General features: G+C 72.9%; 20 protein-coding genes and 1 riboswitch. Of the genes, 13 read left to right on the top strand and 7 right to left on the bottom strand.

Annotated elements, in window-relative coordinates; translation table 11 throughout:
- Positions 1-25 precede the first annotated feature (25 nt).
- Entirely contained in the window at positions 26-1,048 is a 1,023-nt protein-coding gene (locus ACWCPW_RS16535; protein ID WP_449762246.1) for an ABC transporter substrate-binding protein, read from the bottom strand.
- A gap of 260 nt (positions 1,049-1,308) precedes the next feature.
- Between ACWCPW_RS16535 and ACWCPW_RS16530 the strand changes: the two genes are divergently transcribed.
- A complete protein-coding gene (locus ACWCPW_RS16530; RefSeq protein ID WP_449762245.1) occupies positions 1,309-2,706 on the top strand; it encodes an aminotransferase class V-fold PLP-dependent enzyme in 1,398 nt (465 codons plus the stop codon).
- Between the two features lie 51 nt (positions 2,707-2,757).
- Here ACWCPW_RS16530 and ACWCPW_RS16525 read toward each other — a convergent pair whose 3' ends face one another.
- The 3 genes from ACWCPW_RS16525 to ACWCPW_RS16515 all read right to left on the bottom strand — a co-directional run bounded on the left by ACWCPW_RS16525 (position 2,758) and on the right by ACWCPW_RS16515 (position 7,983).
- Entirely contained in the window at positions 2,758-4,443 is a 1,686-nt protein-coding gene (locus ACWCPW_RS16525) for an ATP-binding cassette domain-containing protein (RefSeq protein WP_449762244.1), read from the bottom strand.
- A 91-nt stretch (positions 4,444-4,534) separates the two neighbouring features.
- On the bottom strand, positions 4,535-7,507 hold the full coding sequence (locus tag ACWCPW_RS16520) for a helix-turn-helix transcriptional regulator (protein ID WP_449762243.1): 2,973 nt from the start codon (positions 7,505-7,507) through the stop codon (positions 4,535-4,537).
- 128 nt (positions 7,508-7,635) lie between these two features.
- Positions 7,636-7,983, bottom strand: a complete 348-nt coding sequence (locus ACWCPW_RS16515; RefSeq protein ID WP_449762242.1) for a GNAT family N-acetyltransferase — start codon at positions 7,981-7,983, stop codon at positions 7,636-7,638.
- Between the two features lie 351 nt (positions 7,984-8,334).
- Here ACWCPW_RS16515 and ACWCPW_RS16510 point away from each other — a divergent pair, with 351 nt between their 5' ends.
- Positions 8,335-10,152 (top strand): glycosyl transferase, encoded by a 1,818-nt coding sequence (locus ACWCPW_RS16510; RefSeq protein WP_449762241.1) that lies wholly within the window; start codon positions 8,335-8,337, stop codon positions 10,150-10,152.
- 61 nt (positions 10,153-10,213) lie between these two features.
- Here the strand turns inward: ACWCPW_RS16510 and ACWCPW_RS16505 are convergent, their stop codons facing one another.
- Positions 10,214-10,579, bottom strand: a complete 366-nt coding sequence (locus ACWCPW_RS16505) for a hypothetical protein (RefSeq protein WP_449762240.1) — start codon at positions 10,577-10,579, stop codon at positions 10,214-10,216.
- Positions 10,580-10,873: 294 nt separating this feature from the next.
- Between ACWCPW_RS16505 and ACWCPW_RS16500 the strand changes: the two genes are divergently transcribed.
- Positions 10,874-11,500 carry a histone deacetylase gene (locus ACWCPW_RS16500; RefSeq protein ID WP_449762239.1) on the top strand — a complete coding sequence of 209 codons (627 nt, stop codon included), beginning with the start codon at positions 10,874-10,876 and terminating at the stop codon, positions 11,498-11,500.
- Between the two features lie 187 nt (positions 11,501-11,687).
- A complete protein-coding gene (locus tag ACWCPW_RS16495; RefSeq protein WP_449762238.1) occupies positions 11,688-12,236 on the top strand; it encodes a DinB family protein in 549 nt (182 codons plus the stop codon).
- A gap of 25 nt (positions 12,237-12,261) precedes the next feature.
- Here the strand turns inward: ACWCPW_RS16495 and ACWCPW_RS16490 are convergent, their stop codons facing one another.
- Positions 12,262-12,939 (bottom strand): uridine kinase family protein, encoded by a 678-nt coding sequence (locus tag ACWCPW_RS16490; protein WP_449762237.1) that lies wholly within the window; start codon positions 12,937-12,939, stop codon positions 12,262-12,264.
- Between the two features lie 234 nt (positions 12,940-13,173).
- Here ACWCPW_RS16490 and ACWCPW_RS16485 point away from each other — a divergent pair, with 234 nt between their 5' ends.
- The 4 genes from ACWCPW_RS16485 (at position 13,174) to ACWCPW_RS16470 (ending at position 16,573) form a co-directional block, all read left to right on the top strand.
- Complete coding sequence (locus tag ACWCPW_RS16485) at positions 13,174-13,494, top strand: DMT family transporter (protein WP_395859175.1); 321 nt, start codon at positions 13,174-13,176, stop codon at positions 13,492-13,494.
- A complete protein-coding gene (locus tag ACWCPW_RS16480) occupies positions 13,491-14,060 on the top strand; it encodes a TetR/AcrR family transcriptional regulator (RefSeq protein ID WP_449762236.1) in 570 nt (189 codons plus the stop codon). The genes ACWCPW_RS16485 and ACWCPW_RS16480 overlap by 4 nt, the downstream gene beginning before the upstream one ends.
- A gap of 330 nt (positions 14,061-14,390) precedes the next feature.
- Complete coding sequence (locus tag ACWCPW_RS16475) at positions 14,391-14,975, top strand: TMEM165/GDT1 family protein (RefSeq protein WP_449762235.1); 585 nt, start codon at positions 14,391-14,393, stop codon at positions 14,973-14,975.
- Positions 14,976-15,447: 472 nt separating this feature from the next.
- Positions 15,448-15,604: riboswitch (cyclic di-AMP (ydaO/yuaA leader) on the top strand.
- Between the two features lie 6 nt (positions 15,605-15,610).
- On the top strand, positions 15,611-16,573 hold the full coding sequence (locus tag ACWCPW_RS16470) for an NlpC/P60 family protein (RefSeq protein ID WP_449762234.1): 963 nt from the start codon (positions 15,611-15,613) through the stop codon (positions 16,571-16,573).
- Positions 16,574-16,808: 235 nt separating this feature from the next.
- On the opposite strand, the gene ACWCPW_RS16465 is transcribed toward ACWCPW_RS16470, so the two are convergent.
- Complete coding sequence (locus ACWCPW_RS16465; RefSeq protein WP_449762233.1) at positions 16,809-17,729, bottom strand: NADP-dependent oxidoreductase; 921 nt, start codon at positions 17,727-17,729, stop codon at positions 16,809-16,811.
- A gap of 101 nt (positions 17,730-17,830) precedes the next feature.
- Here ACWCPW_RS16465 and ACWCPW_RS16460 point away from each other — a divergent pair, with 101 nt between their 5' ends.
- The 5 genes from ACWCPW_RS16460 (at position 17,831) to ACWCPW_RS16440 (ending at position 22,902) form a co-directional block, all read left to right on the top strand.
- Positions 17,831-18,862: a helix-turn-helix domain-containing protein gene (locus tag ACWCPW_RS16460; protein WP_449762232.1), complete on the top strand. Its 1,032-nt coding sequence runs from the start codon at positions 17,831-17,833 to the stop codon at positions 18,860-18,862.
- Entirely contained in the window at positions 18,859-20,208 is a 1,350-nt protein-coding gene (locus ACWCPW_RS16455; protein WP_449762231.1) for a sensor domain-containing protein, read from the top strand. Before ACWCPW_RS16460 ends, ACWCPW_RS16455 begins: the two co-directional genes overlap by 4 nt.
- Positions 20,209-20,261: 53 nt before the next feature.
- On the top strand, positions 20,262-20,906 hold the full coding sequence (locus ACWCPW_RS16450; protein WP_449762367.1) for a response regulator: 645 nt from the start codon (positions 20,262-20,264) through the stop codon (positions 20,904-20,906).
- 186 nt (positions 20,907-21,092) lie between these two features.
- Positions 21,093-21,983 carry a hypothetical protein gene (locus ACWCPW_RS16445; RefSeq protein WP_449762230.1) on the top strand — a complete coding sequence of 297 codons (891 nt, stop codon included), beginning with the start codon at positions 21,093-21,095 and terminating at the stop codon, positions 21,981-21,983.
- 364 nt (positions 21,984-22,347) lie between these two features.
- A complete protein-coding gene (locus ACWCPW_RS16440; protein ID WP_449762229.1) occupies positions 22,348-22,902 on the top strand; it encodes a hypothetical protein in 555 nt (184 codons plus the stop codon).
- The last annotated feature ends 5 nt before the right edge of the window (positions 22,903-22,907 follow it).

Raw genomic sequence — 22,907 nt, 5'->3', positions numbered from 1 at the left:
TCGATCCGGATCGGGCGGATCGACCTCAGCCGAGCAGGTTCTTCTCCAGGTCGCCCAGGATCGCGTTCGCCGCGACCACGCCCAGGCCGAGGTACCAGGTCTCGTCGGGGACCGTGACGGCCTTGCCCTTCTCCACCGCGCCGAGCTTCTTCCACAGCGGGTTGTCGGTCACCCGCGCCTGCGCGGTCTTGTCCGCCGGGCCGTAGGTGCCGACGAAGATCCTGTCCGCGTCCGCCTCGGTGATCCGCTCCTCGGACAGTTCCACGGCCAGGTCGTCGATGTTCTGGTTCGCCGGCCGGGGCAGACCCACGTCCTGGAGCACGGTGCCGATCAGCGACTTGTTCGCGTACAGCCGGATCTTGCCCGGCATGAACCGCACCATCGAGATGGTCGGCTTGTTCGCGCCCAGCTTGTCGCCGAGCGCCTTGGCCCGGACCTGGTAGGCCTGCAACTGCGCTTGGGCGTCGGCGGTCTTGTCCAGGGCCGCCGCGTTGAGCAGGAAGTTCTCCTTCCAGGTGTAGCCGGGACGCACCGAGAACACCGTGGGCGCGATCTTGGACAACACCGGGTACTGCTGCTCCGCGCGCAGCTTGCTGCCCAGGATCAGGTCCGGCTTGAGGTTCTCGATCGCCTCGAGGTTGAGGTTGTTGATCGTGCCGACCTTGGCCGGCTTGCCCGCCTTGCCGTCGAGGTACGCCGGGAGTTCCTGCGACCCGTCGGTGAACGCGATGCCGATCGGCTGGACGCCCAGTGCCGCGACGTTGTCGAGTTCGCCGGTGTCCAGCACGACGACCCGCTTGGGCTGCGCCTTGAGCGTCACGTCGCCCATCGCGGTGCGGATCGTACGCGGGTACTGTCCGGGCGCCGCGTCCGTGCCCAGGCCCGTGGACACCTGGCCGGCGCTGCCGAACTCCTTGCCGCCGGCCGCGACGGCGGGCTTGCCGCCGCCCTTGTTCCCGTCCGAGGAGTCCGAGCCGCAGGCCCCGGTGAGCAGGGCGGCGGACAGGGTCACGGCTACGGCGGCGATCCGGCGGCGAGGTATCGGCATGGGTCCTGGTTCCTTGGCGCGTGAGGGACGCGGACCGGGCACCACGACGACGCGGCGATCGGCCCGCACTGCTGGACAGGCTCGACCGCTGAGGTAAGCCTTACCTTGTCACCCTAGGGGATGCTTGGCGCGGATCAGCCATCAGGGGTGAGAACGGGCATCCGGCCGACCGGCCGCGCGATCGCCGATCCACCCGGCCGAACCCGTTGACGCCGCCTCGCGGGCGGCGCGAGACTCGGCTCACCCGGGGAGGTGGGGCCGTGGTGGTGGCCGACGTGCTCGGTCCGGACTTCGACGCGATCCGACGCGAGGAGTACGGCTATCTGGACGACGCGGGGCTGGTCTACCTCGACCACACGGGCGCGGGGTTGGCCGCACGCCGCCAGTGGCGCGCGCACGCGGCGCGGATGTCCGGCGCCACCTACGGCAATCCGCACTCCGAACACCCGGCCTCGGTCGCCTCCACCGCGCTGGTGGAACACACCCGCCAGGCGATCCTGGAGCATTTCAACGCCGACCCCGACCGGTACGCGGCCGTGTTCACCGCGAACGCCACCGGTGCGTGCCGACTGGTCGGCGAGGCGTACCCGTTCCGCCGCGGCAGCCGCTTCGTGCTGCCGATCGACAATCACAACTCGGTCAACGGCATCCGCGAGTACGCCCGCGCCGCCGGCGCCCGCACCCGGTACATCGGCCTGACCGGCCCGGAACTGCGCCTGGACGGCGACGCGCTGCGCACCGCGCTGGCCCGCCGCCGAGGCCTGTTCGCGTTTCCCGCGCAAAGCAACTTCACCGGGGTCCGGCACCCGCTGGAGTGGATCGACGTCGCCCACGGGCACGGCTACGACGTGCTGCTGGACGCGGCCGCGTACGCACCCACCAATGTGCTCGATCTCGGCACGGTGCAACCCGAGTTCGTGGCGGTGAGCTGGTACAAGGTGTTCGGCTACCCGACCGGTGTGGGCTGCCTGCTCGCCCGCCGGGACGCGCTCGCCCGTCTGCGCCGGCCGTGGTTCGCGGGCGGCACCATCGAGGCGGTCAGCGCGCAGGGCGGCTGGCATCGCATGGCCGACGACGAATCCGCCTACGAGGACGGCACCCTCAACTTCCTCGCCATCCCCGACGTCGCGCAGGGCCTGGCCTGGGTGCACGAGGTGGGCATGCGGGCCGTGCACGAACGGGTCGACCGACTCACCGCGCATCTCCTGTCCGGGCTGGCCGAGTTGCGCCATCACCGCGGCGAGCCGATGGTGCGGGTGTACGGACCCGGCGCGGTGGACGCCCGGGGCGGCACGGTCGCGCTGAACATCCTGGACGCCGCCGGGACGGTGGTCGACGAGCGAATCGTCGCCCGGGACACCGCGGCCGCCGGGATCTGCGTCCGCACCGGCTGCTTCTGCAATCCGGGCGCGGGCGAGGCGGCGTTCTCCATCGCCCGCCGCACGCTGCGCGGCGCGGTGCTGCGTACGGCCGCCTCCGGCGGGACGCTGGACGACTACCTGACCCGGCTCGGACTGCCCTCCGGCGGCGCGGTGCGGGTCTCGCTCGGGTTACCGTCCACGATCGCCGACGTGGACGCCTTCCTCGACTTCGTCGCCCGCACCTACCGCGACCGGCCCGTCGACCCCCGGGGGCTGGCACCGAGGCTGCGCTGCTGAACCGACCGCCGAGTCGGCCGATCCGCCGGACCCCGGCCCGATGATCCGCCGTCAGGCCCCCGCTCGCGGGCACCTGCGGGCCAGCACCGCGCAGGTCGCGACCAGGAACAACACGGCACAGCCCGCGAGTACGGCCCAGCCGAGCACCGGCGTGTGGTCGAAACTGTCCCCGTAGGAGGCGAGCAGCGGCGGCCCGAGCGCGGACCGGCTGTGCGCCCAGCGCCCGGGCAGGTCCAGATCGCTGCCCAACGCCTCGAACGCCCACCGGTTGGTCATCGCGTAGCTGAGCGCGTGTCCGATCGCGGGCATCCGGGGCACCGGCACGAACGCCCCGGAGAAGAGCACCTGCGGAAAGCACAGCAGCGGCAACATCAGCGTGGCCTGGCCCACTTCGGTCACCGCCGCCGAGGTCAGCAACCCGAGCGCGAGCGCCGCCGCCGACGCGAGCAGCAGGGTCACCAGGAGGGATCCGTACACCTCCCAGGACGCGGCGGGCAGCCGGTCCAGCGCGCGCAGCACCGCGAGCAACAGCACGTCGGCGAGTGCGAGGATGGGCAGCAGGACGGTGCACTTGGCCGCGACGTAGGGCCCGATCCGCAGCACCGTCAGGCGTTCGCGCCGCACGATCGGCAACTCGACGCAGATCTGCAACAGGCCGTAGGTCAGCCCGAAGAAGAAGCCGCCGAACGCGATCCAGAACAGGATCATCGCGGCCCCGGAGGGACTCGGGTCGGCCGGGTCGAACGCGCCGGGCCGAAAGAGCATGGCGAACATGGCCACGATCACCAGCGGCGAGCCGATCAGCATCGCGGCGGCCGGCCGGTCGCGGGTGATCAGTTCCAGGTCGCGGCGAGCCAGGATGGACCATTGGCGAAGCGCGCGATCGGCCCGGGGCGCGGTGCGTGCGACCGGCTCGACCGACGCCGGTGCGGACTCCGCCGGCCGGTCCAACTCCGGTTCCAGCGCCCCGATTTCCGGCTCCAGTGCCAGCTCCGGCTCGCGCTCCGCGTCCACGCTCGCCCCGCGAGCGGCCACCGCCGCGTACACGTCGGCCTCCGTCGCGACGCCGAAGTGCGCGCACATCGCCCTGGGGTCCCCCACGTACGCGAGCCGGCCGTCCGGCGCCAGGAACGCGACGCGGTCGCAGCGGGCCAGGTCGGCCGGCGCGTGCGTGGTGAGCACCACAGTCGTACCCGCCCGGGCCAACTCGCGCAGCACGGCCATCAGTTCGGCTGCCGCTGCCGGGTCCAGGCCGGAGGTCGGTTCGTCCAGGAACAACACGCGGGGTCGGGTCAGCAGCTCGACCGCGATGCTCGCGCGCTTGCGCTCGCCGCCGCTGAGCGTGTCCACCCGGTGGTCCGCACGCGCGGTCAGTCCGAGCACGGCCAGCGTCCGCGCGACGGCGGCGTCCACTCCCTCGTCGGCCGGCTCGCGCAGCGCCGCGGCGTAGCGCAGGCTGTGCGCGAGCGGCAGCGCCCGATGCAGGATGTCGTCCTGCGGCACGTACCCCAAGCCGCGCGCGTCCGGTCGGCCGCCGTCGTGCCGCACCTCGCCCGCGTCGGGCGGCCGGAGCCCGGCCAGGGTGTCCAGGAGCGTGGTCTTGCCCGCACCGCTGCTCCCGGCGATCGCCGACACCTCACCGGCCTCGGCCACCAGCGAGGTATCCCGAAGTACGGTGCGCCCACCGATCGTTCGGGTCACCCCGCTTGCCGCGACCCGTACCCCGTGCTCCCCCACGACCACCCCCGACGGCATGCCCCCGAAACACCGAACGGACCATGTATAGCCCGTCCGCCGCGCGAGGACACCCCGCCCGCGCCGATCCGGTTCAGGGAGCGTCGTCGACTCGGGGCGAGTCCTCGACCAGGCGCATCCGGTGGGCCAGCGCGGCGGCCTCGCCGCGGGTGGCCACTTCGAGCTTGGCCAGGATGTTCGAGACGTGCACGCTGGCGGTCTTGACGCTGATGAACAGGGTCTCGGCGATCTGTCGGTTGCTGCGTCCCTCGACCAGCAGCCGCAGCACCTCCCGTTCCCGGGGCGTCAGTTCGCCGACCTGGTGCGCCGCGCGCCCGGCCGCGAACCCGGGATGCCCGGGCAGGTCGATCCGGGCCCGGCGGGCGAGCAGTTCGATCTGTTCGCGCAGGGGCACCGTGCCCAGCACCACCGCGGTGGCGTGCGCCCGGGCCAGCGCCGCGCCGGCCTCCACCCGATCGCCGGCGGCCACCAGCGCGGCGCCGAGGTCGGCGTACGCCTGGGCGGTAGAGTACGGCTGGGTGGTCGCATCCCAGGCCGCGACCACCTCCTGCCACTGTGCGACGGTGTCGGTGCGCTCGGCCCGGTCCAGGTGCGCGTTCAGCGTCAGCGCCTGGGTACGGTCCAGCGCGCAGTCCAGTGACAGCGCAGCGCCCGCCGCCCGGATCCGGCGCAGGTCGGCCCGGACCGCGTCGGTCGGCTCGCCCTCGGCGTGCGCGCGGGCGGCCTCGATCAGCAGCGGGAAGGCGAACCGCTGGTTGCCGACGCCGAAACCGGCCCGCAGCTCCGCGTCCAGGATCTCGTCCAGTTCGGCCCGTCGGCCGAGCACCCGGGCCAGCGCGATCGCGGCACCGGACAGCGGGATCCGGTGTTGCGCCTCCTGATACTGCGCACGTGCGCTCTCCTGCGCGTGGGTCAGGTGGCCGGCGGCCTCGGAGACGTCGCCGCGGACCAGGTGGGCCATGGCCAGTATGCGTTCGGCGTGTCCGGTGGCGCAGCCGTCGGCGTTGTGCTCACGGATCTCGTCCACCGTCTTGGCCACCTCGTCCCAACGACCGAGCGAGAACAGGCTCTCCGCGAGGTTGCCCAGCAGGAACGCGCCCGCGTTGCGGATCACGCCTCGGTCCCGGGCCAGGTCCAGCGCGCGGCGGGCCGCCCGCACCGACTCGTCGTGCCGACCGACGCCCTCCAGCACCGAGGCCCAGTTGCCGAGCACGTAGACGAGGGTGTCCGGCTTGGCGCCCCGCGCCGCCTCGGCGACGCGAACCGCCTCCCGCCCGTGCGCGAGCGCCTGTTCCTCGTCGAGTTCGCCGACTCCGGTGAGGAACCAGGACAACGTCTGGTGGGTGGTGGCGAGCAGGTCCTGGTCGTCCAGTCGCCGGGCGATCCCAAGGACTTCCCGGGCCATCCGCACCGCCTCCTCGGCCGCTCCCTCGAGGAAGTGCGCGCGGGCGCTCCGGATCACCACGTTCGCGTACTCGATCGATTCCGGAAGGTCCTTCAACAGCCTTCCGGCGTGCTCCAGTTCGATCATGCCCGGGCCGCGGCCCAGGCGGCTCAGCGCCTTCGCCCGCTGGGTCCACAGGGCCGCCGCACGGACCGGCTCGCGCTCCTCGTCGAGCAGGTCCAACGCCTGGCGCAGCAAGGCGAGTTCGCGGTCGCCCGAGTTGTCGTAGCGGGCCGCGACGATGGCGCCGTCCAGCACCTGTGCCAGGGTCGTGCCGGTCAGTCCCTCGGGATCGGGGGCCTGGTCCCACATCGCGATCGCGCTCTCGTACAGCGTCCACGCCTCGCCGAACGCGTACCGGTCGGCGGCGGCCGCCGCCGCGGTCACGCTCGCGGGCAGGGCCAGGGCCGGGCGGCCTGCCGCGATCCAGTAGCGGGCCCGGCGGTCCACGTGGTCGCGATGCGGTGGCAGCTCGCCGCGCTCGACCAGGGTGTCCAGGGCCTCGGCGAACGCCGTGTACATCCGGGTGCGTTCGCCGGGGAGCAGGTCGCCCAGGGCCGCCTCGCGGACCAGCGCGTGCCGGAAGGAGTAGCCCTCGCCGTCCGACTCGGGCACCAGGACGTGGCCGGAGACCGCCGTGCGCAGCGCCGTCTCCAGCGTGTCCGGATCCAGGCCCGCCACCTCCGCGAGCAGCCGGTGCTCGACCCCGATGCCGCCCACGGCGGCCAGACGCACCACCCGACGGGCCTGCTCGGGCAGTTGTTCGATCCGGATCAGCAGCAGGTCGCGCAGCGTGTCCGAGAGACCGGCGAGCCGGCCGTCGCGGACGCCGGCGGCGAGTTCCTCGACGAAGAACGCGTTGCCCTCGGAGCGCTCGAACACCTGCTGGGTGAGCGCGCGCGAGGGCGGGGCGCCGAGCAGGCCGGTGAGGTGCTCCTCGACCTGGGGCATGTCGAGTCGGCCCAGTTCGAGCCGGCTCACCGTGCGGATGCGCTCCATCTCGGCGACCAGCCGGCGCATCGGGTGGCTGCGGTCCATCGCGTCCGCGCGCAGCGTGCCGACCAGCAGGATCCGGCCCCGACGCAGCGAGCGGACCAGGAACGCGAGCAGCTCGCGGGTGGCCGAGTCGGCCCAGTGCAGGTCCTCGAAGGCGACGACCAGCGTGCGCTCCTCGCCGATCCGCTCCAGTACGCGCAGCGCGGACTCGTACAGCCGGGCCCGCTCGGGCGCGGGGCCCTGGCCGGGTTCGGCGGCGAGGGTGGGCGAGATCCAGGCCAGTTCGCGGCGCCGGTCCCCGACCGCGGCCTCGAAGTCGTCGCCGAGCGCGCCGGAGAGGGTGCGCAGGATCGCCGAGAACGGCGCGAAGGGCAGCCCCTCGGCGCCGAGTTCGAGACACGCGCCGACCGCGACCGCGGTCGGCTCGGTCCGCCCGGCCGCCTCGACCAGGAATTGCTCGAGCAGCCGGGTCTTGCCGACCCCGGCCTCGCCGGTCGTCAACACGACGCGGGGCTCACCTCGATCGGCCTCGCCCAGCGCCTCGACCAGTCGCCCCATCTCGGGCTCACGTCCGACGAAGAGCGGCATACCACCTGGAACACTCACACGAGGCAGCTTGCCATGCGACACGACCCGAGGGTCAGCGCGGGTACGGACCCCTGCGGGAGCGGGCGGGGCAACGCGTTCACGCGCGGGCGGGCGGCGCGGGCGCGGGGTGGTCGCGGGGTGGTCGCCTACTCGGTGTCGGCGTGTTCGGCCATCTGTCGGGCCCAGCCGGCTCGGGCGAGGGTGTATTCGACCACGTCCGCGCTGTCCTCGGCGACCGGACGCAGCTCGAACCAGCCCACGAATCGACCGCCGGCCCGCTCCCGCGCGGCCCGGAAGCCGCGGTTGCCCCAGGCCGGATACTCGTGCAGCAGACGCGGCAGCACCCGGTCGCGGACGGCCTCGGGCGGGGTCGGACGGCCACCGGTGAGGTAGCGCATCACCTCGGGATCGCCGTCGAGATCGACCAGGTCCGGCAGGTCGGCTTCGGTGAACGGGCGCAGCTCCAGGCGCTGGGTCTCCAGAAAGTTCGACACGGCGCCATCCTCACCTGCGACACTCGATCGAGCCGGCGAATTCCGCCGCGACCGGCCTCGACCCGGAGAGCCGGTCGCCCCGTCGTCGGAGCCGGCGCGGAGGCGGCCGGCAACCCCGCCGTACGGTCCGCCGTTCGCTCCTCGTAGCATGGCCGGCGATCAACCGCCGTAGCGCGCCCCGCCGGGCGCTCCGGTCCCGGTACGCGCTCGCGGGGATCGCCCCCACCGGTCGAGGCGCGTCGCCTCGTCACCGCCCGACCGGGTGCCGGGGTGTGTTCGTCCGACCCGGGCGCCTCGCCGGAACCGTCCCACGCCCCTGGCGGCAGCAGCCCTCGGAAGGACCCGACATCCATGGCCGTCGCCGAAGCCCGGCAACGCACCCACCCTCGTCTTCGCGTACGCGAGATCGCCGCGCAGGAACTGTGGGGCGCCCGCGCCGTCGACTGGTGGATCGGCAGCCTGTTCCTGTGCCTCGCGGTGTGGTTGTACAAGGACCTGTGGGCCGACCTCGACCACGCCTATCTGGCCAACGGCGGCCAGGACCAGAACATGTGGGAGTGGTTCTTCGACGCCACCGCCGACGCGGTCCGCAACTTCCGTGACCCGCTGGTCTCGGACCTGCAGAACCACCCGCTGGGCGTGAACATGATGGCCAACACGGCCATGCTCGGCCTGGGCATCCCGCTCACCCCCGTCACGCTGCTGTTCGGTCCGAGCACGACCTGGGCCCTGGTGCTCACCGGCGGCCTGGCCGGCACCGCCTTCGCGTGGTATCGGCTGCTGGCCCGCCGGGTGGTGCGCAGCAGGCGCGCGGCGGCCGTGGGCGGCGCGCTGTGCGGATTCGCGCCGCCGATCATCTCGCACGCCAACGCCCATCCGAACTTCGTGGTGCTGTTCGTGATCCCGCCGATCATCGAGAGGCTGATCCGGCTGTGGCAGGGCGAGCGGCCGGTGCGCAACGGGGTCGTGCTCGGGCTGCTGATCGCCTTCCAGATCTTCATCGGCGAGGAGCCGCTGCTGTTCGCGGCCGTCGGCCTGGTGATCTTCGGGATCGTGTACGCGCTCGCGTCGCCGGACGCGGCCCGCGAGGCGGCGCGACCGCTGGGCATCGGGCTGCTGGTCGGCGCGGCGGTGTCGCTGGCGCTGGTCGCGTACCCGTTGTGGGTGCAGTTCTTCGGGCCGCAGCACTACACGACGCTCGATCACGAGTCGGGCAACGACGTGGCGGCGTTCACCGCGTACGCGAGCGACTCGCTCGCCGGTGACCACGCCGGCGCGGCGGCACTGTCCGAGGGCACCACCGAGGAGAACGCGTTCTTCGGTTGGCCGCTGGTGATCCTGGCCCTCTTCCTGGTGGCCTGGCTGCGCCGCGCGGCCGTCGTGCGCGCGGCGGCGATCACCGCGGTGGTCGCGGCGCTGCTGTCGCTGGGCCTGGACATCACGGTCGACCACGACGACACCGGCCTGCCCGGCCCGTGGCGGTTGCTGAGCGAACTGCCTCTGTTCGAGTCGATCCTGGTGTCCCGCTTCGCGCTGATCTGCGTCCCGGCGATCGCCGTGCTCCTCGCACTGGCCACGGACCGGATCCTGGCCCGGACCTCGATCCGCCCCGAGGCCGGGTCCGAGGGTCGTGAGCTCCCGGTACGGCTGATCTGGGCGGCGGTGCTGGCGATGGCGCTGCTGCCGATCGCGCCCACTCCGCTGGACGTCCGGAACCGGCGCCCGGTGCCGGAGTTCTTCGCCGACGGGCGCTGGCGACCGTACGTCGACAACGGATCCGTCGTGGTGGTGCCGCTGCCCAGCGTCGGCGACGCGAGCGCGCTGCACTGGCAGAGCGTGGCCGACCTGGGCTTCCCGCTCGCGGAGGGTTATTTCGTCGGCCCGTGGGGTCCCGACCGGATCGGCGTCTACGGGGCGGACTACAGCCCGACCTCGGCGCTGCTGGGCCGGGTCGCCGGCGAGGGCCAGGTCCCGGAGATCACCGACGACCAGCGCCGCGAGGCGCGCGAGGACCTGACCCGGTGGCGCGCCGACGTGGTGGTGCTGCCCGAGCACCGCTATCGGGCCGAACTCACCGCCACCCTGACCGCGTTGCTCGGCCCGGGTCGGCAGGTGGCCGACGTGCAGGTGTGGGACGTACGACACCTGGGGCCGGCGGCGGCGCGGTAGCTCGCGGTAGTCGAACGAGTCCAATTGGACTCGTTCGCACTCGTTCCGCCGGCCCGCGCCGCTACCCCTTCGCGGCCCACGCCGCGTCCGGTTCGACCCGGAGCACCAGCGCGGCCGAGTCGGCGCCGGCGCCCGTGCCGGGGCGCTCCAGTCGGTAGCTCAGCCTCACCTCGGCGCCCGCGTGCGGGAGGATCTCGGCGGCGGGCACCTTGAACAGGACCGGCCGGCCCAGTGCGTGTCCGGTGATCGGTACACACACGGTGAAGGCCGCCGTGTCCGGGCCCTGCCAGGACAGGGTGAGCAGGTCGCCGACCGCCATGTCGGCATACGGGGCGACCCGGACGGTCGCCTCCAGCGGGACGTCGTGGGCGTCGAGCACATTCGCGACGGCTTGGTCGACGGTGGGCGGCGGCAGCGGATCGGGCATCCTGGGCTCCTTCACGGTGCCTGCGCGGCGGCGGCTCGATCGGCCACGGCCCGACCGCACGGGACTTCGATTCCGGTCCGGGTCGACCTCTGGTCGAGCCGGGACCGGCCGGATTCGGCGCGTACTCACCACTGCCCCGAACCGGGCCGGGGCATCCCCGCTTTCAGCCCTCGGCCCGCCCGCTCCGCTCGTTCGGCGCACCACGGCACGCGTCCACCGGCGCGGCACCGGTGCCGGTACCGGTGCTGCTGCTGCCGCCGCTGCCGCCGCCGTCGCAACGCTAGGCTGCGACACGTGTGTTCCGACCTGGTCTGGTATGCCGCGTACGGGTCCAACATGCACGCCGCCCGCCTCGCGTGCTACCTGCGCGGCGGCCGGCCGTTCGGCGGTGCGCGGACCTATCCCGGTTGCCGGAACCCCGCCGCGCCGCGCGCCATCCGGCCGGTGGTGCTGCCGGGCAGGCTGTACTTCGCCTTCGAGTCGAAGTCCTGGACCGGCGGACTCGCGCTGTACGACCCGCTGGATCCGGGCCGGACCCCGGCTCGGGCCTACCTGGTGACCCGGGATCAGTTCGCCGATCTGGCCGCGCAGGAGATGTACCGCGCGCCCGGTGCCGAACTCGACCTGAGCACGCTGCCGGTCACCGGGCGGGCCACCCTGGGTCCGGGCCGCTACGAGACGGTCGTCCGGGTGGGCGCCGCCGACGGGCACGCGATCCTCACCCTGACCGCCCCGTGGCGCAGCGCCGACGCGCCCTGGAACGCGCCGGCCGCCATGTACCTGCGACACCTGACCGCCGGCCTCGTCGAGGCGCACGGCTGGTCCCGCCGGCGCGCGGCGCGCTACCTCGCGGGCCGTCCGGGCGCCGCCGGCACCTGGACCCCCGAGGCGATCGCCGCGCTGCCCGCGCTCGCGCCGTGATGCTCGACCGCGCTCGGGTGTCCGCGCGGGGCAACGGTCGACGAGGCTCCCGGGGTGTCCGTGATCGCGCCCCCGGAAAGCGTCTGCGAACCGGGGCGGGCCGACCGGCGCATCCGCCGCGTGCTTCCGGACCCGGTGTCGGTGCCGTCGGGCAGACTCGTGCCTTTGCCGAACCGGAAGGTGGATCATGGCCGAGTCGATCCCGCCCGTGCACTACTCCCCACGCTGGAGCGAGGACACCCGTACGTCGCCCGCCGAGCTGGGCGACGAGCGCGAGGTCCTGACCGGCTTCCTCGACTGGCACCGGGCCACCTTCGAGCTCAAGTGCGCGGGCCTGTCGGCGGAGCAGTTGTCCGAGCGGGCCGTCTCGCCGTCCGGGTTGTCCCTGCACGGCATGGTCCGGCATCTGGCCGGCGTCGAACGCTGGTGGTTCCACATCCAGTTCGCCGGCGACGACGTACCGATGCTCTACTACACCGACGACGACCCGGACCAGGACTTCGAGCGCCTGGACGGCGACCCGGCCGAGGCGTTCGCCCGCTGGCGAGCCGAGTGCGAGCGCTCACGGGAGATCGTCGCCGCCGCCGCGTCCCTGGACGACACCGGTATCCGCAAGGCCACCGGCAAGCCGTTCGCGCTGCGCTGGGTCCTGGTCAACCTGATCGCCGAGTACGCCCGCCACAACGGCCATGCCGACCTCCTGCGCGAACGCCTCGACGGAGCCGCCGGCATGTGACCGATCCCGGGGGGGCCGGCCCTGGTCACCCCGCGCACCCGCCGCCGTCTCGGCGAGCCGCCGAGGGCGACCGTCCACCGCCGCTGCCGGCGAGCGCGCGCCGATCGGGTTCGTTCCCTGCCGCGCCGAGCCCGTCCGCCCCGTCGACGCGTAGGTGGGGGCGGGTCCACGGACGGTCCCGGGCCAGGTGCGCGGCCTCGGCGGCGCGCCACAGCCGCCGGAACCAGGCGAGTCCGGGACCGTCCCGATCCAGGCTGCGCGCCGCGGCGAGTTCGGCCGGCGTGTCGACGTGCACGCGCAGCGCGGTCACCGGGCCGAGCTCGCGCCGCCCCGCGCCGACCCCCTCCAGGATCACCACCGGCGCGGCCGGAACCTCGCTGTAGCCGCTGATCCGGTAGCCGGCCCGGTCGTAGGTGTCGCAGCGGCCTGCCTCGTGCCGAGCCGGCAGTTCGAGCAGTTGGACGCGCAGCCGGGGCAGCCGGCCGAAGAAGTCCCCCGGCCGGGCGAAGTCGTCCAGGCGCACCACCGGCGCGCCACCCAGTCGCGCGGCGAGCGCGTCGGCGAGCGTGGTCTTGCCGGAACCGCCGATCCCGTCCACCGCGACCAGGCGCGTCGCACCGATCGACGGCGGCAACGCGGCGACGCACGCGGCCAGTCCGGCGGCCGTCGCGCCTCGAATGCGATCCGGCCGTTCGATGGGCATCGAAGCAGCCGATCCACCGGTTTGGGCGAACCCGGCGCCGGTCCACAAGCGCGTCGGAGCCGAACCGGAGCCGAACCGCAGCCGGGCCCGGCCGGCCCGAACCGGATCCGGGCCGGAGCCGGGCGGGTCGGACTCGGTCCGGGCCGGCGGCCGAGACGAGGGCTCCGGGCACCCGGGACGCATGCTCTTGTACATTTGTACTTGTACATCTGTACCACTCGGAGGGAGAGGCTCGTGGCCTGGCTGTTCCTGGGGCTGGCGATCTCGTGTGAGGTGATCGCGACCAGTCTGCTGAAGAGCACCGACGGGTTCACCCGGCTGTGGCCGACGCTGGCGTGTCTGGGCGGGTACGCGGGCGCCTTCTACCTGCTCACGCTGTCGCTGCGGCAGTTGCAGGTGGGCACCGCGTACGCGATCTGGTCCGGACTCGGGACGGTGGCCATCGCGCTGGTCGGCGCGGTGTTCCTGAACGAGCCGGTGACGCTGCTCAAGGCGTTCGGGATGGCGCTGGTGATCGCGGGCGTCGTGGTGTTGAACCTGGGTGGTGCGCATTGACCGCGGCCCGGGACCCGGAGGGTCGGCGACTGCGGATCGTGCGCGGCGCGTGTGAGGTGATCGCGGAGGTGGGCGTGGGCAACACCACGCATCGCCTGGTCGCCGCCCGCGCGGGTGTCCCGTTGGGAGCGACCACGTACTACTTCGCCTCGCTCGACGACCTGGTCGCCGCCGCGCTCGCGCACGCGTCGGCGGAGACGGTGCGGCTGCTGGAGGAGTGGGTGCGGCGGGCTCGGGACGCGGACGACCTGCCCGGGGTGCTCACCGCGCTCACCGCGGAATACCTCGCGGACCGCTCGCGCGCGCTGGTCGAGTACGAGCTGTACCTGGCCGCCGCCCGCAGCCCGGAGCTGCGCGGGTTCGCCCTGGCCTGGGTCGAGGGCGTCGGCGACTTCCTGTCCGTCCGGGTGGGACCGCGCGCCGCCGCCGCGGCGCTCGCCGTACTGGACGGGACGATGCTGCAGGTGTTGACGCTGGGCACGACGCTGGACGAGACGCAGTTGCGCTGGTCGTTGGCCCGGGTCCTGGGCGAGGACGGGTCGTCGTGGGCGGACGGGTCGCCGTAGGCGTCCCGTCGTGGGCAGACGGGTCGTCGTGGGCGTCGAAACGGCCCGGTGCGCCGGGGCGCGGACCGGCCGGTGCCGCCGCCGGGTGCGGTAGGGTCGTGACCGCGAAGGGGAGTAGCCCCGTGAACCGGTCGTCGACATGCTGGAGTCCTCGGACTCCCGGTGGCCGGGCCCGTGGTCGACACGGGTGGGCGAGACCTTCGGCCAGGCATCGACGCATCCTCGTCTTCTCGTGGGTGCACCCCGTCGTGCCGGGCCGAGTGGTCCTCCGGTTGCCGTGCGGCGCTTCGTGAAGACCCGGGGCCCGGCTCTCGCAGAAAGCCACCCGGAATGCACCTCGACCTTCTGGCGATCCTGACCGCCTTCGGGCTGATCTTCCTCGCCGAACTCCCGGACAAGACGATGTTCGCGTCGCTTGCCATGGGCACCCGCATGCGTCCGCTCTACGTGTGGTTCGGCACCTCGACCGCGTTCGTCGTGCACGTGGCCCTCGCCGTCGGCGCGGGCGGCCTGCTCGGACTGCTCCCGGGCTGGATCGTCAAGCTCGTCTCCGCCGCCCTGTTCGGCTTCGGGGCGTTCATGTTGTTGCGCGGCGGTGCCGGCGAGGACGACGAGAACACCGCGGGCAAGAGCGTGACCGGCTTCCGGCCGGTCTTCTCGACCGCCTTCATGGCCGTGTTCATCGGCGAATGGGGCGACCTCACCCAGATCACCACGGCCAACCTGGCCGCCACGAACGGCACTTGGTCCACCGCGATCGGCTCGGCCGCGGCCCTGATGTCGGTGTCCGCGTTGGCCCTGCTCGCCGGGCGGTTCATCGCCAAGCGCCTCCCGCTGCAAACGGTGCAGCGGATCGGCGGCCTGTGCATGCTCGGGCTGGCGATCTGGTCGCTGGTGGAGGTGTTCACCGGCTGACCCACCCCCGGCGATGCCTCGTCCCCGCGGATGGCGCCCGCGCCGCCGGTCACCCGGGGCCGACCGGCGCGGCGGGGCAGGGGCGCCGGCGCGGGCGCAGATCGGTGGATCAACGGCATGTCCGGCATGACCAGTCGACCGGTTGCCCGAAATGTGATGTAGGCCGCATGGATAAAACGGACATAAATTATATAGCCGACTTCGAGCCGCAATTCATTTCCCGCACTTCGCGACGAGTCTCGACTATTTTCCGTTACCGCACGATCACACCACTCTCCGAGATATCCCCTCGTCATCACCGGTGCACCGGAGCCGAAGCCGGGAGAGATGTCGCATTTATTCCGCCTTTACCCGCAGGGCGGAGTCGGCGTTTCGGTTGTGATCTCCCATCCGCATTGCCTACCTTTCTCGCCGATTCACCTTTCGGGTGAACCCTGTCGCCGGTACGCCGAATCCCGTCGCCGGCAGCGGGAGGTCTACATCGAAGAATCCGACGGGAGCGGGGGAACCAGGTGAATCGCCGTGGCCGGGATCGTTCCGGTGACGGCTAGGGGTGAAGTCGCATAACGCGACCGGGCTGCTCCAGTCCGAATCCGACAGCTCACCTCGTAGGCGACAGGAGAGGACCCCATTTCATGCTGTCCACAAACGCTCGCCATCGCGCAGCTCGACCCACCAACGTCCGCCGCTTCGTCGCGGCGGTGGGCATCGCCGGCATGGGTGTCGTGATCCCGGTCGCCACCGCCGGTACCGCCCAGGCGCAGGCCCCCTCCACCTCCGAGCAGTCCCCCTCCGCCGTGCTGTCGGCGGTCCCCACCGCCGCGGTCGACGCGGCCCCGGTCCAGGACGCGCCCGCCGCGCCGGAGGCCGCCACGGCCGCCGACAAGGCGCGCTACGTGGTCCAGGCCGGCGACACGCTGTTCCGGCTCGCCCAGACCAACCAGGTCGACGGCGGCTGGCAGAGCCTGTACGAGCTCAACCGCGACGTGCTGCTCTCCGGCCCGGACCTGATCGAGATCGGCCAGGCCCTGCGGCTGGACGGCTCGGCGCCCGAGGCGCCCAAGGCCGCCGCGCCCGCCAAGCCGAGCATCCAGGTCCAGCCCAAGACCTCCGTCACGCCCGGCAAGACCACCCCCAAGCCGGCGAGCAAGCCCTCGGCCGACGTGTCGGTCAAGCCCGCCGCCAAGCCCGCCACCGGCGGCTCGAAGGGCAACCAGGCGCCGGCCGGCGGCTCCTCGACCGCGTCGAGCAGCAAGGCCGCCCAGGCCGTGGCCTTCGCCAAGGCGCAGATCGGCAAGCCGTACGTGTACGGCGCCACCGGCCCGAACGCGTACGACTGCTCGGGTCTGGTCCAGGCCGCGTACAAGTCCGCGGGCATCTCGCTGCCGCGGGTGACCAACGACCAGTTCGCCGCCGACACGCGCGTGTCGGTCGCCAACCTGCAGCCCGGCGACCTGGTGTTCTTCTACTCGGGCATCAGCCACGTCGGCATCTACATCGGCGACGGCAAGATGGTGCACGCGCCCAACCCGCGCAAGACGGTCGAGATCGCCTCGATCAACACCATGCCGATCGCCGGCGCCACCCGCCCGGCCTGATCGAACCGGCACACCGCCGCGGCCGGCGCACCCGTGCTCCGGCGAAGGTGACACAACCGCATAGTGGGACGCGCTTTCGGCGCCGTGCCCTCCGACGACGGTCGGAGCGCGCGGCGCCGCCGTGCGTTCCGGCGGACGCGCCGGTGCCTCGCCGGCACCGACGGGCGGCCGGACCGACAAGCGGGCGGGCGAATCGACGGGCGGCCGGACCGACGGGAGAACCGGCAGGCGGGCGTCAGACCGTCAGGACGATCTTGCCCGTGACCCGGCCGGTCTCCCCGCGCTCGTGCGCCTTGGCCGCGTCCGCCAGCGGGAACACCGAGTCGATCGCGGCGCGCAGTCGCCCCGCCTCGACCAGGTCCGCGATCTGCCGCATGGCCGCGTGGTCGGCCTCGACGAGCATCTCCTCGGCCCGGACCCCGTACCGCTCGACGTCCAGGTCCCGGACGTTGTTCACGATCGCGACGAGCACGCCGCCCCGGCGCAGCGTCCGCAGCGAGCGGGGACCGTATTCGCCGCCGACGCCGTCCAGCACGACGTCCACGTCCCGCACGACGTCGGCGAAGTCGGTCGTCGTGTAGTCGATCATCTCGTCGGCGCCCAGCCCGCGGACGAAGTCGTGCTTGGCCGCGCTCGCGGTGCCGATCACGTACGCGCCGCGCGCCTTGGCGATCTGTACCGCCAGATGACCGACCCCGCCCGCGGCGGCGTGGATCAACACCCTTTGCCCTTCCCGCAGTTCCGCGGTGTCCACCAGGGCCTGCCAGGCGGTGGTCGCGGCCAGGGGCAGCGCGGCGGCCCGCACGTGGTCGATGTTCGCGGGCTTGCGCACCACGTGGCGGGCCGCGGACACCACGTACTCGGCGTGCGCCCCGTTGCCGTACGGGTATCTCAGCATGCCGAACACCTCGTCGCCCGGTCGATGGATCGTCACCCCCAGGCCGACCGCCTCCACCACGCCCGACACCTCCCACCCGAGCACGAACGGCGGTTCGCCCAGGATCAGGCCGGTGGCCCGGTGGATCCAGTCGGTCGGGTTGACGCCCGCCGCGCGCACCTCGACCAGCACCTCGCTCGGGCCGGGCACCGGCCGCTCCAGGTCGAACTCCCGCAACACCTCGGGACCACCCAGCACATCCTGACCGACAGCACGCATGCCACTCGCCTCCCCGTCCGAAAGACCGACCCCCACATCGTGTCGACCATCCGGCGCCCCGCACGAGCGTCCGGAACGACGTGATGCGTACACTTCCGGACGTGAGCACAGTCGCGATAGCCGTCGCCGACGGGATCCTGCACTTCGAACTGGCCTTGGCCCACGAGCTCTTCGGCTCGGCCCCGCCGGTCCCGGTGGAGAGCTGGTACGAACTCGTCATCTGCGGGGCGGGCCCCGTGCGGGCCGACGGCCGCTTCCTCCTCGAACCCGACTGCGGACTCGACCGGCTCGCCCTGGCCGACACCGTGATCGTCCCCGGGTGGGCCGACCTCGAGGCGGACCCGCCGGCGGACCTCGTCGACGCCGTACGCACGGCGCACGAGGCCGGTGCGCGGGTGGTCTCCCTCTGCACGGGCGCCTTCGTACTGGCCGCCGCCGGCCTGCTGGACGGCCGGCGGGCCACCACACACTGGTCATACGCCGAGGCGCTGGCCACCCGCTTCCCCCGGGTCGAGGTCGATCCCGACGTGCTCTACGTCGACAACGGCAGCGTGCTCACCTCCGCCGGCAAGGCCGCCGCGATGGACCTGTGCCTGCACCTGATCCGTCTCGACCACGGCTCGACGATCGCCAACGCGGTCGCCCGCAGGCTGGTCGTGCCGCCGCATCGGCCGGGCGGCCAGGCCCAGTTCGTCGCCACCCCGATGCCCGAACAGCACGACCATCCCCTCGGCGAACTGCTCGCCTGGGCGGCCGGACGACTGGATCGACCGCTGACGGTGGAGGATCTGGCCCGCCGGGCGAACATGAGCTCGCGCCACCTCGGCCGGCACTTCAGGGCGATGACGGGCACCACTCCGCTGCAGTGGCTGCTGACCCAGCGGATCCACCGGGCCCAGGAACTCCTGGAGACCACGGACGACAGCGTGGATGCCATCGCCGAGGCCACCGGCATGGGGACCGCGACCACGCTGCGCCGACATTTCAACCGCACCGTCGGCGTGCCTCCGGACGCCTACCGTCGTACCTTCCACCGGCGGCGGGCGGACGGCACCGCGGCCTCGGCGCCGTTCCCGACTCCCGCCGCAGCGCCGCCGACGGCCGCGCCGCGCCGGATCGGCTTCGGGCCATGACCGATTCGCTCTCCCCCGCGGTCCGGGGCCGGTGGTCGGGCTCGGGGGTCGTCGCCCGCACGGGGCGGCGGACGCTCGTGCGGTCGCTGTACCTGCTCACCGCGCCGGTGACCGCCGCCGCCGGCCTCCTGGCCGTACTCCCGGCGGTACTCGGCGCGGTGTTCGCCGCGACGGTGGTGCGGTTGCGGCCCGGCGCCTCGCCGGTCGTGGCCCACGCCCTCGCGCCCGCGCGGTGGTGCGCCGACCTGGAGCGGTGGCGCGTCGCGAAGGTGCGTCCCGCCGCCCCGGGAGTCGAACGCGCCGACCCGCCGGCGCGGCCGAAGGGGCGAACCGAGGCGCTCGCTCCCGGGGCGTGGTCGGACACGATCCACGCGGTGGTGGTGCTCCCGGTCGTCCTGGTCACGTCGGCGTTGACCGCGCTGTGGTGGTTCGTCGGCCTCGCCTGTGCCACCTGCGCCCTGCGGTACCGGTACGCGCCGTCCGAGCCGTTGCGGCCGCTGTCCCTGAACGCGGGCGGCGGCGAATCGCACATCTCGGTGAGCCTGGGGTTGTTGTCGCCGATTGATCGGGTCGCCTTCGGGACCGCGGTCGGCCTGCTGTTGCTGGCCTGCCTGCCGCTGGTGACCCGGGTGTGCACGGCGGCCCAGGCCGGGCTGGGGCGGGCGCTGCTCGTCGACGCGTCCGCGCCGCACCGCAGGATCAGCGGCCTGGAGCACGAGCGGGACACCGCCCGCGCGCAGACCGTGGCCGCGGTGACGGCCGAGGCGACCGCACTGCGCCGACTCGAACGCGACATCCACGACGGCCCCCAACAACGACTGGTGCGGCTGTCGATGGAACTGGGGCGGGCCCAGCACTACCTCGACAGCAGGCCGGAGACCGTCCGGGCGGCCCTGGCCGACGCGATCGTCCAGGCCCAGGAGGCGCTGGACGAGTTGCGCGCGCTCTCGCGCGGCATCGCCCCGCCGATCCTGGTCGACCGCGGCCTGAACGAGGCGCTCGGCGCCCTGGCCGCGCGCTCCACCGTCCCCGCCGAACTCGACACCGTCCCCCTGCACCCTCGGCCGGCCGCCGGCGTCGAGACGGCCGCGTATTTCGTGGTCGCGGAGACCTTGACCAACGTGGCCAAGCACAGCCACGCGCACCGGTGTGCGATCGCACTACGCCACAGTGGGGGAACCTTGCGGATTTGCGTGACGGACGACGGGGTGGGCGGCGCGGCGCCGGCCAAGGGACACGGGTTGCGGGGTCTGGACGAGCGGCTGCACGCGGTCGGCGGTCGGCTGACCGTCGACAGTCCCGCCGGAGGCCCGACCACGATCACCGCGGAACTGCCGTGCTGTTGACCCCGCCCGAGCAAGCGCCCGCGCCGGCACCGGAGCACGCGGTCCGCGAACCGCTGCGGATCGTCGTCGCCGACGACTCGGTACTGCTGCGCGAGGGGTTGGTCCGCCTGCTCGTCGAGGACGGTCACCGCGTGGTGGACGCGGTCGGGGACGGGCCCGCCCTGGTCGAGGCGGTCCGCGAACACCGTCCGGACGTGTCGATCGTCGACGTGCGGATGCCGCCGACCCACACGGACGAGGGCCTGCGCGCGGCGATCACCGCCCGCACGCACGTGCCCGCGGCGCCGATGCTGATCCTCAGTCAGTACGTGGAGGCGTCCTATGCCGGCGACCTGCTCGCGGACGGCTCCGGCGCGGTCGGGTACCTGCTCAAGGACCGGGTCGCCCGGATCGAGGAGTTCCTGGACGCGCTGTACCGGGTCGCCCGCGGCGCGACGGTACTGGACCCCCAGGTCATCGCCCAACTGCTGACCGAGCGGCGCCGGGACGCCGCCGTGGGCACACTGACCGCACGGGAACGGCAGATCCTGGCGCTGATGGCCGAGGGCTGCTCCAATACGGCCGTCGCCCGGCGGTTGGTGGTCTCCGCCAGCGCGGTGGAGAAGCACATCGGGAACATCTTCGCCAAGCTCGGCCTGCCGCCCGACGATGCCCAACACCGGCGGGTGCTCGCCGTCCTCACCTACCTCCGGGGCTGACGCCGCGAAAACCGGCGCCGCGGGGCCGACGCCGCGCGCCCGGCCGCCCCGGTCTCCGGTCCGCTTCCGCGGTGTTCGGCCCCGCGCGGCCTTGCCCGACTCCCTTCGGGGGTGTGGACAGCCATACCCCCGGATGTCCGGCCTGCTCCGGTGACCGTGTGGCACCGGTGCGAAACCGTGGTCGGCATGACAGCACCACACCCCATGGGCCCCCGGCAACGTCCCGAGGCCGCACCGCGATTCGCGGGTATCCCCGGTCGCCCACTCGCCATGCTCACCACCCTCGCCGCGGCCCTCGTCGCCGCCCTCTTCCTCGTCCCGGGAAGGCTCGCCGCGATCGGATCGGCCGGCGGCTCGCTCGACGAGGACGAACTCGCCGACACCTTCCGCAAAGCGTTCGTCGAATACTGGAATGCCGGCGAACGGGATTTCTCCCCCGGTATGGAGAAGGTGGTCGACTACTGGTTCCGTTTTCACGTGACCAAGGCCGTGATCGCCGCGATCCTGCTGATCGTGCTCGTCATACTGGGCCACCTCGTCGTGAAGGCATTCCTGAAAGCGGGCGATCTCGGCGCGGGAGGGCGAACCGCCTTTGTCGCGGCCGGTGTTCTCCTCGCGCTGTTCGCGCTGTTCGCGTCGGTGACCGTGATGGCCAATATCCAGGGTGCGGTGGCGCCCTTCTCCTCGCTGTTGTCGATGTTGCCGACCGGCTCGACCGACGGGGAACTGACGGGCGCGCTCGGTCGGATCAGGCGGCATCTGGCCGCCCCCGCCGGCAGCGCCGACCGAACCCCGCCCCAGCTCGACGTGATGATCGGCGACTTCGCCCGCTACCACGCGGCGATGGCCGTGATCGGCGCCGTCGTCGCGGTCGTCCTGATCGGCGTGAGCGTGGCGGCGTGGCGGCGGTTCGCCGGAACGACGTCCCGCGATCGGCGAACACGGCGCCTGTCGGCCTGGTTCGGTGTGCTCGCGGCGCTGTCGGCACTGGTCCTGATCGTCGTCGCGGTGGCGAACACGACCACGGCGAGGGACTCCCGGCCCGCACTCGCGGCCTTCTTCGACGGTGGCTGGTGAGACACCTCACGGCGGCCCGAGCCCGGGCGGAACTCGCTTCCTCAGCAGCCGAGTTCGGCCCGCCCCTTCGGGTCACTCCCCCGGTCGGCCGTCGGGCCGCGGCTGCCACCCGGGTGGGCCCGGGAGATCATCCCCGGCACCCCTTGCGCTCACGTCCCCACCTGGGTACCGGCGTTCGAGGCGCGCCCCGCCGGAGACGATATTGCCCGAATAACCGGTTTCCGATGTTCCGTGTCGCCCCGATGGGCCCGTTCGCGAGCGAGTGGCCCCACCCCGGGGTGGGCCGCGGCTCCTCCCCCGGTCGCACCGATCACCCCTCCCGCGACGGACGTCGCGGCCACCCCGGGTTCGCGACGGTTGGGGCGTGAAGATCCTCAACGCATTGCATCCGAAGCCGACTTCCGCCGACACCGAGCGTCCCGTCCCGCGCTGGGCGGTCCGGATCGCCCACGCGATCCCGTGGGTGCTGTTGCCGCAGTGCCTGTGGCGCCTGCCGTTCGGGCTGGGCTTCGAGATGGGCATGCTCGGCGAGGGAGAGATGCCGGCCGTCTGGATCGGCCTCCCGTATGTGCTCACGCTCAGCGCGATCACCGAGGCACTGGGGCTGCTCTGCCTCGGCCTGGTCCGAGGGTGGGGCGAAGTGGCGCCCGCGTGGCTGCCGTTCATCGGCGGCAAGCGGCTCTCGCCGTACGCGGTGATCGTCCCCGCGACGCTCGGCGGTCTGGCGGTGACCGCGTTCTGGGCACCCGTACTGCTCTCCTGGTTCGGTCTGTTGGACGAGGGCGCGGGGTTCTCCAACGTGGGGTGGCGGATGTTGGCTCGGGTGTGCATCGCGCCGGGAATGTTGTGGGGGCCGATGCTCCTGGCACTGACCTACGCGTACTGGGTGCGCCGCTGCCGGCCCGCCGCGGACCGCTGATCGCC

The sequence above is a fragment of the Embleya sp. NPDC001921 genome (assembly GCF_053594475.1).
This window is presented reverse-complemented; position numbering and strand designations above follow the sequence as displayed.

Coding starts and splice junctions, on each gene's coding strand:
- ACWCPW_RS16535 (WP_449762246.1), bottom strand. CDS start 1,048: ATGCCGATACCTCGCCGCCGGATCGCCGCCGTAGCCGTGACCCTGTCC.
- ACWCPW_RS16510 (WP_449762241.1), top strand. CDS start 8,335: ATGGCCGTCGCCGAAGCCCGGCAACGCACCCACCCTCGTCTTCGCGTA.
- ACWCPW_RS16505 (WP_449762240.1), bottom strand. CDS start 10,579: ATGCCCGATCCGCTGCCGCCGCCCACCGTCGACCAAGCCGTCGCGAAT.
- ACWCPW_RS16495 (WP_449762238.1), top strand. CDS start 11,688: ATGGCCGAGTCGATCCCGCCCGTGCACTACTCCCCACGCTGGAGCGAG.
- ACWCPW_RS16490 (WP_449762237.1), bottom strand. CDS start 12,939: ATGCCCATCGAACGGCCGGATCGCATTCGAGGCGCGACGGCCGCCGGA.
- ACWCPW_RS16475 (WP_449762235.1), top strand. CDS start 14,391: ATGCACCTCGACCTTCTGGCGATCCTGACCGCCTTCGGGCTGATCTTC.
- ACWCPW_RS16470 (WP_449762234.1), top strand. CDS start 15,611: ATGCTGTCCACAAACGCTCGCCATCGCGCAGCTCGACCCACCAACGTC.
- ACWCPW_RS16465 (WP_449762233.1), bottom strand. CDS start 17,729: ATGCGTGCTGTCGGTCAGGATGTGCTGGGTGGTCCCGAGGTGTTGCGG.
- ACWCPW_RS16455 (WP_449762231.1), top strand. CDS start 18,859: ATGACCGATTCGCTCTCCCCCGCGGTCCGGGGCCGGTGGTCGGGCTCG.
- ACWCPW_RS16445 (WP_449762230.1), top strand. CDS start 21,093: ATGACAGCACCACACCCCATGGGCCCCCGGCAACGTCCCGAGGCCGCA.